General features: G+C 69.4%; 3 protein-coding genes. All 3 read left to right on the top strand.

Annotated elements, in window-relative coordinates:
* The first annotated feature begins 339 nt into the window (after positions 1 to 339).
* The gene (locus tag AB0O67_RS36580; RefSeq protein WP_365460180.1) at positions 340 to 2,112 is read left to right on the top strand and encodes a non-ribosomal peptide synthetase; all 1,773 of its coding nucleotides are present in this window, start codon (positions 340 to 342) and stop codon (positions 2,110 to 2,112) included.
* The gene (locus AB0O67_RS36575; RefSeq protein WP_365460177.1) at positions 2,109 to 3,347 is read left to right on the top strand and encodes a cytochrome P450; all 1,239 of its coding nucleotides are present in this window, start codon (positions 2,109 to 2,111) and stop codon (positions 3,345 to 3,347) included. Before AB0O67_RS36580 ends, AB0O67_RS36575 begins: the two co-directional genes overlap by 4 nt.
* A partial coding sequence (locus AB0O67_RS36570; RefSeq protein ID WP_365460174.1) for an amino acid adenylation domain-containing protein occupies positions 3,347 to 4,914 on the top strand: 1,568 nt, incomplete at its 3' end. The genes AB0O67_RS36575 and AB0O67_RS36570, both read left to right, overlap by 1 nt.

Genomic DNA, 4,914 nt, shown 5'->3' with positions numbered 1-4,914 from the left:
ACGACCCGGCAGGCGAGGCACCGCTACGCATCAGGAGTCTCAGGTGACCGACATGACCCAGCACATCGCCGCGCTCCCCGAACAGCGCCGCACGCAGCCTTCCGGTCAATTCCTTCGGTGCCCTGGCGCGGCAGAATTCGCCTACCGATGCCATCACATTCACGTTCGACTTCTGTAAAGTTGACACCTTTCTGGGCTTGCTTAAATGCGAGCTTCATGTCGAGGACAACGTTGTTGCTCGTCAGCAAGACAATTCTACCCATTATTACTTGATGGTGCGGCGTGTAGGGTTGCCTATCGCGAATTCCGAGAATGTCATATGAAAAACAGGAGGAAGCAGTGGTAATCAGGGGATCTGTCGGCACCCTCACGGAGCTCTTCGGGCGGTCTGTGGAGTCGCACCCGCACCGCCCGGCCGTTCGTGATGACACCCGGACTCTGACCTATGCGCAGCTGGACGAGGAGTCCAACGCGGTCAGCGCCTTGCTGCGGAGTCATGGGGTAGGGGCCGAGGACCGTGTCGGGATTTATCTGCGCAGGTCGGTCGAGCTCTTCGTGGCGATCCTCGGAATTCTCAAGTCGGGGGCGGCCTATGTCGCCGTGGACAGCCGCTACCCGGACACCCGTCGCGATCTGATGCTGGACAGCAGCGGCGCGAAGATCGTGCTCACCGAGGCCGGATGGGAGGACCGGCTGACGTCTGTGTCCGCCCGGATCGTCTCCATCGAAGACCGCGCCGCTGCGGACACCGCTCCGACCGAGGGGGTTGTGGAACCGAACAGCGCGGCCAGCGTGCTGTTCACCTCCGGTTCCTCCGGTGAGCCCAAGGCGATTGTCCTGGAGCACCGCAACATCGTCTCCTTCGCCAGTAACCCGAGCCTGCCGGTGCTCACGACGGCGGACCGGGTCGGCCAGATATCCAGCATTTCCTTCGACGCTTTCCACTTCGAAATGTGGAGCACTCTCGGGTACGGTGCGCAGGCGGTCATCCTCCCGCCTGTGCCGGATCTGCTGGCCGCCGACTTCCAGCGGCAGATGAGGCAGTACGGCATCACGGCGATGCTCGTGCCGACCATGGTGGTCAACCACGTGGTGCGCGAGGACCGGGACGCCTTCGCCCCGCTGCGCGTCCTCCAGGCCGGCGGCGACGTGCTCCTCCCGGCAGCCTGCCGGGCGCTGTTGGGCGGGCAGTTCAAGGGCGCCCTCTACAACCTCTACGGTCCTGCCGAGATCACCACCGCCTGCACCGCGCATCAGGTGACGGCCGAGGACGCGGAGTCCGACGCCATCCCGATCGGCCTGCCTCTGGACGGAGTGTCGGTGCGGGTGCTCTCCCCGGAGCTGGAGCCCGTGGCCCCCGGCGAGACCGGCGAGCTGTTCGTCAGCGGCCCCGGCGTGGCCCGCGGCTACCAGGACCGCCCCGATCTGACCGACGAACGCTTCCTCACCCTGCCGGGCGAGGCCGACGGCGCACGCATGTACCGCACCGGCGACTTGGCGCGGCAGCGCGAGGACGGCGCCTTGATGTTCGTCGGCCGTGCCGACAACCAGGTCAAGATCCGTGGCTACCGGGTCGAACCGGGTGAGGTCGAGCGAGGTCTGCGCCGCTACCCCGAGGTCCAGGAAGCCGTCGTGCTGCCGCAGGGCGAGGGCAACGACCGGCGCCTGGTGGCGTTCGTGGTGCTCGAAAACGGCCTGGGCGTCAAGGAGCTGCGCGAGCGGGCCGAGCGCGACCTGCCGGACTTCATGGTGCCCAGCCAGTTCATCACGCAGGACCGGATCCCGGCGACGGCGCACGGCAAGCGCGACCTCGACGCCCTGCGCGAGGTGCTCGCCAAGCACCTGGAGCGCGAGGAATCGTACGCGGGTCCGCAGACCGACACCGAGCGGTTCCTCGCCGGCCTCTGGGAGAACCTGCTCAGCACCGAACGCGTCGGCAGGGACGAGGACTTCTTCGGCCTGGGCGGCCACTCGCTGCTCGCCTTCCGCATGCACCACCGCATCAACCGCGAGCTCGGCCTCTCCCTCCCCTTCCCGGTGCTGCTCAACAACACCGTGCTGAAGGACCTCGCGGCGGCCATCGACGCGTCGCGCGAAGGAGGGACGGCATGAGCCAGCAGACCCTGACCCAGCCGCAGACGGTCACCGGTATCGATCTCACCGACGTCGACCTGTTCATGCGCGGCGACCACACGGCCGCCTTCGCCAAGCTCCGCGCCGATCAGCCCATCTACTGGAACGAAGGCGCCGACGGCAGCCGCTTCTGGGCCCTGACCACGTACGACGACGTGATGTGGGCCTACCGCAACCACGAGACCTTCGGCTCCGGGCGCGGCGCCATCGTGGGCGGCTCCTTCCGCAGCGAGGACGACACCTCGGCCGGGCGGATGCTGGTCACCACCGACCTGCCCCGCCACCGCATGCTCAAGCAGGTGATCCACCCGTCGATGTCACCGGGCGCGGCCAAGCGCGTCGCGGCACAGGTCGCCGAGCTCCTCGCCCGCGCCCTGGAGCGGACCGGTGCGGACGGCGGCTGCGACTTCGCCACCGACATCGCTCCGGAGCTTCCGGCCGGTGCGCTCATGGTGGTCATGGGCATCAGCCACGAGCAGGCTCACCACCTCATCGGGCTGACCCGGCGGATGGTCGGCTACCGCGATGAGATCTTCGTGGACACCGGCGGTGACCAGCGGCTGCGCCTGGCCTGGCTCCAGGCCGAGGTGTTCGAGTTCTTCGCCGACATCGTCGCCGAGCGCCGCCGCAACCCCGGCGACGACCTGATCAGCACCCTCGTGCGCGCGGAGGTCAACGGCCGCCGGCTGAGCGAGGAGGAGATCTTCTACAACTGCATGAACGTCGCCGTCGGCGGCAATGAGACGTCGTCGTACACCGCGTGCACCGGCCTGCTCGCGCTGATGGACCATCCCGAGCAGTACCAGCGGCTGCGCGAGTCGCCACAGCTCGTCGGCACCGCCGTCGAGGAGATGCTGCGCTGGAGCTCGACCAACGCCTACGTGCAGCGGGTGGCCAAGCACGATGTGGAACGCGGTGGCGTCCGGATCAAGGCCGGCGAGTCGGTCACCCTGTGGAACTACTCCGCCAACCGCGACGAGGCCCAGTTCCAGGACCCGCACCTCTTCGACATCACCCGCACTCCCAACCGCCACCTGACCTACGGTTCAGGGCTGCACCGCTGCATCGGTGCGCCCATCGCTCAGGCGGAGCTGTCGCTGCTCTTCGGCCAGCTGATGGTTTCCGGGCTCCGGTTCAGGCTTGCCGACGACGTCCGCCGGCTGCGTTCGAACTTCCTGCTCGGCATCACCCGCCTCCCCGTGGAGGTCATCTGATGAGTACCCCCGCCGACGACAGCCCCTATGGGTTCGGTGAGCGCATCGAACAGGTGGTGGCCCACCATGCCCGGCTTCGGCCCCACGCGGTCGCCGTTCAGCAGGGCGAACGGAAGCTCACCTACGGCGAGTTGATCGCGCGGGCCGAGACGGTGGCGGCCGCGCTGAGCCGGCTCCGTGTCGAGCCTGGCCGGCACGTCGCGGTGCGCATACCGCGCTCACCGGAACTGGTGACCACGCTGCTCGGCGTCCTGCGCGCGGGCGCCTCCTACGTGGCGATCGACCCGCAGTGGCCGCAGGCACGGGTGGACGAGACGCTCCGGGGCACGGATACGGCGCTGTGCGTCATCGATGCGCCCGGCGCGCGGACCGTCCCGGCCGGGGCGGAGGTGCGCACCGTCACCCTCGCCTCCCTGCTGGAGCTCGGGCGCACCGCCCCGGTCCCCGAGCCGCTGTACGACGGCACCGCGACGGCCAGCGTCTTCTACACCTCCGGCTCCACCGGGAAACCCAAGGGGGTGCTCTCCCCGCACCGGGGAACCATCCGCACCCTGGTCAACTGCCCGGACATTCCCCTCGGCCAGGACTCGGTGTTCCACCAGGCGGCTCCGCTGCCCTGGGACGGGCTCTCGCTCGAGCTGTGGGCACCGCTGCTCAACGGCGGCCGCTGCGTCCTGATGGACCGGGCGGCCACGGCGCTGGACGCACAGGGGCTGGAGGCGGCCATACGGCAGGGCGTGAACAGCCTCTGGCTCACCAGCTCGCTGTTCAACGTGCTGGCGGAGGAGCGGATCGAGCTCTTCGGCGCGGTGCGCCTGCTGCTGGTCGGCGGCGAGCGGGTGTCGGTGAGCAACGCCCGCCGCGTGGTGACCGAGTTCCCCGCTCTGCACATGGTCAACGGATACGGGCCGGTCGAGAGCACCATTTTCGCCACCACCCACGTGATCCGCCCGGCCGACGTGGATGAGGGCAGCACGGAGATCCCGATCGGGACGCCGGTGCCCCGCACCACGGTGGCCCTGCTCGGCGCGGACGGGCGGCCTGTCGCGGACGGCGACATGGGCGAGATCGCAGTCGCCGGCGACGGAGTGGCCCTCGGCTACGCGGGCGCCCCCGAGGAGACCGCTCGCAGGTTCTTCACCGAGGGCGGCGTGCGCTTCTACCGCACGGGCGACCTCGCGGTGCGCGACGCCGAGGGGCTGCTGCGCTACCGGGGGAGGACCGACCACCAGTTCAAGATCCGGGGAGTGCGGATCGAGGCCGGCGAGGTCGAGGCCGTCCTGGAGAACCACCCCGAGGTCGCCGCCTGCTGTGTTCTTCCGCTGGAGACGGCGCCCGGGCGGGTTCAGCTCGCGGCGGCCTACACGACCGTCCACCAGCAGCCCCTGGACGAGGCGGATTTGACGGAGCACGCGGCACGCAGCCTGCTCGACGCGATGGTGCCGACGCGGCTGGCACATGCCGTGCAGCTCCCGCTGAACGCCAACGGGAAGGCCGACCGCAAGGCGGTGGAGGCGCTGCTGCGCCGCAGCGCCGGGGCCGGCGGCGCGGAGGCGGAGCACCCCGC

Origin of the sequence: Streptomyces sp. NPDC086077, assembly GCF_040686175.1 — a bacterium.
Lineage (GTDB): Bacteria > Actinomycetota > Actinomycetes > Streptomycetales > Streptomycetaceae > Streptomyces.
Note: the sequence above shows the minus strand (reverse complement) of the source record. Positions and strands in the feature narration are given on the sequence as shown.

What these genes read in the sequence shown, in the direction of transcription:
- AB0O67_RS36575 (WP_365460177.1), top strand. Translation starts at nt 2,109, where the DNA reads ATGAGCCAGCAGACCCTGACCCAGCCGCAGACGGTCACCGGTATCGAT.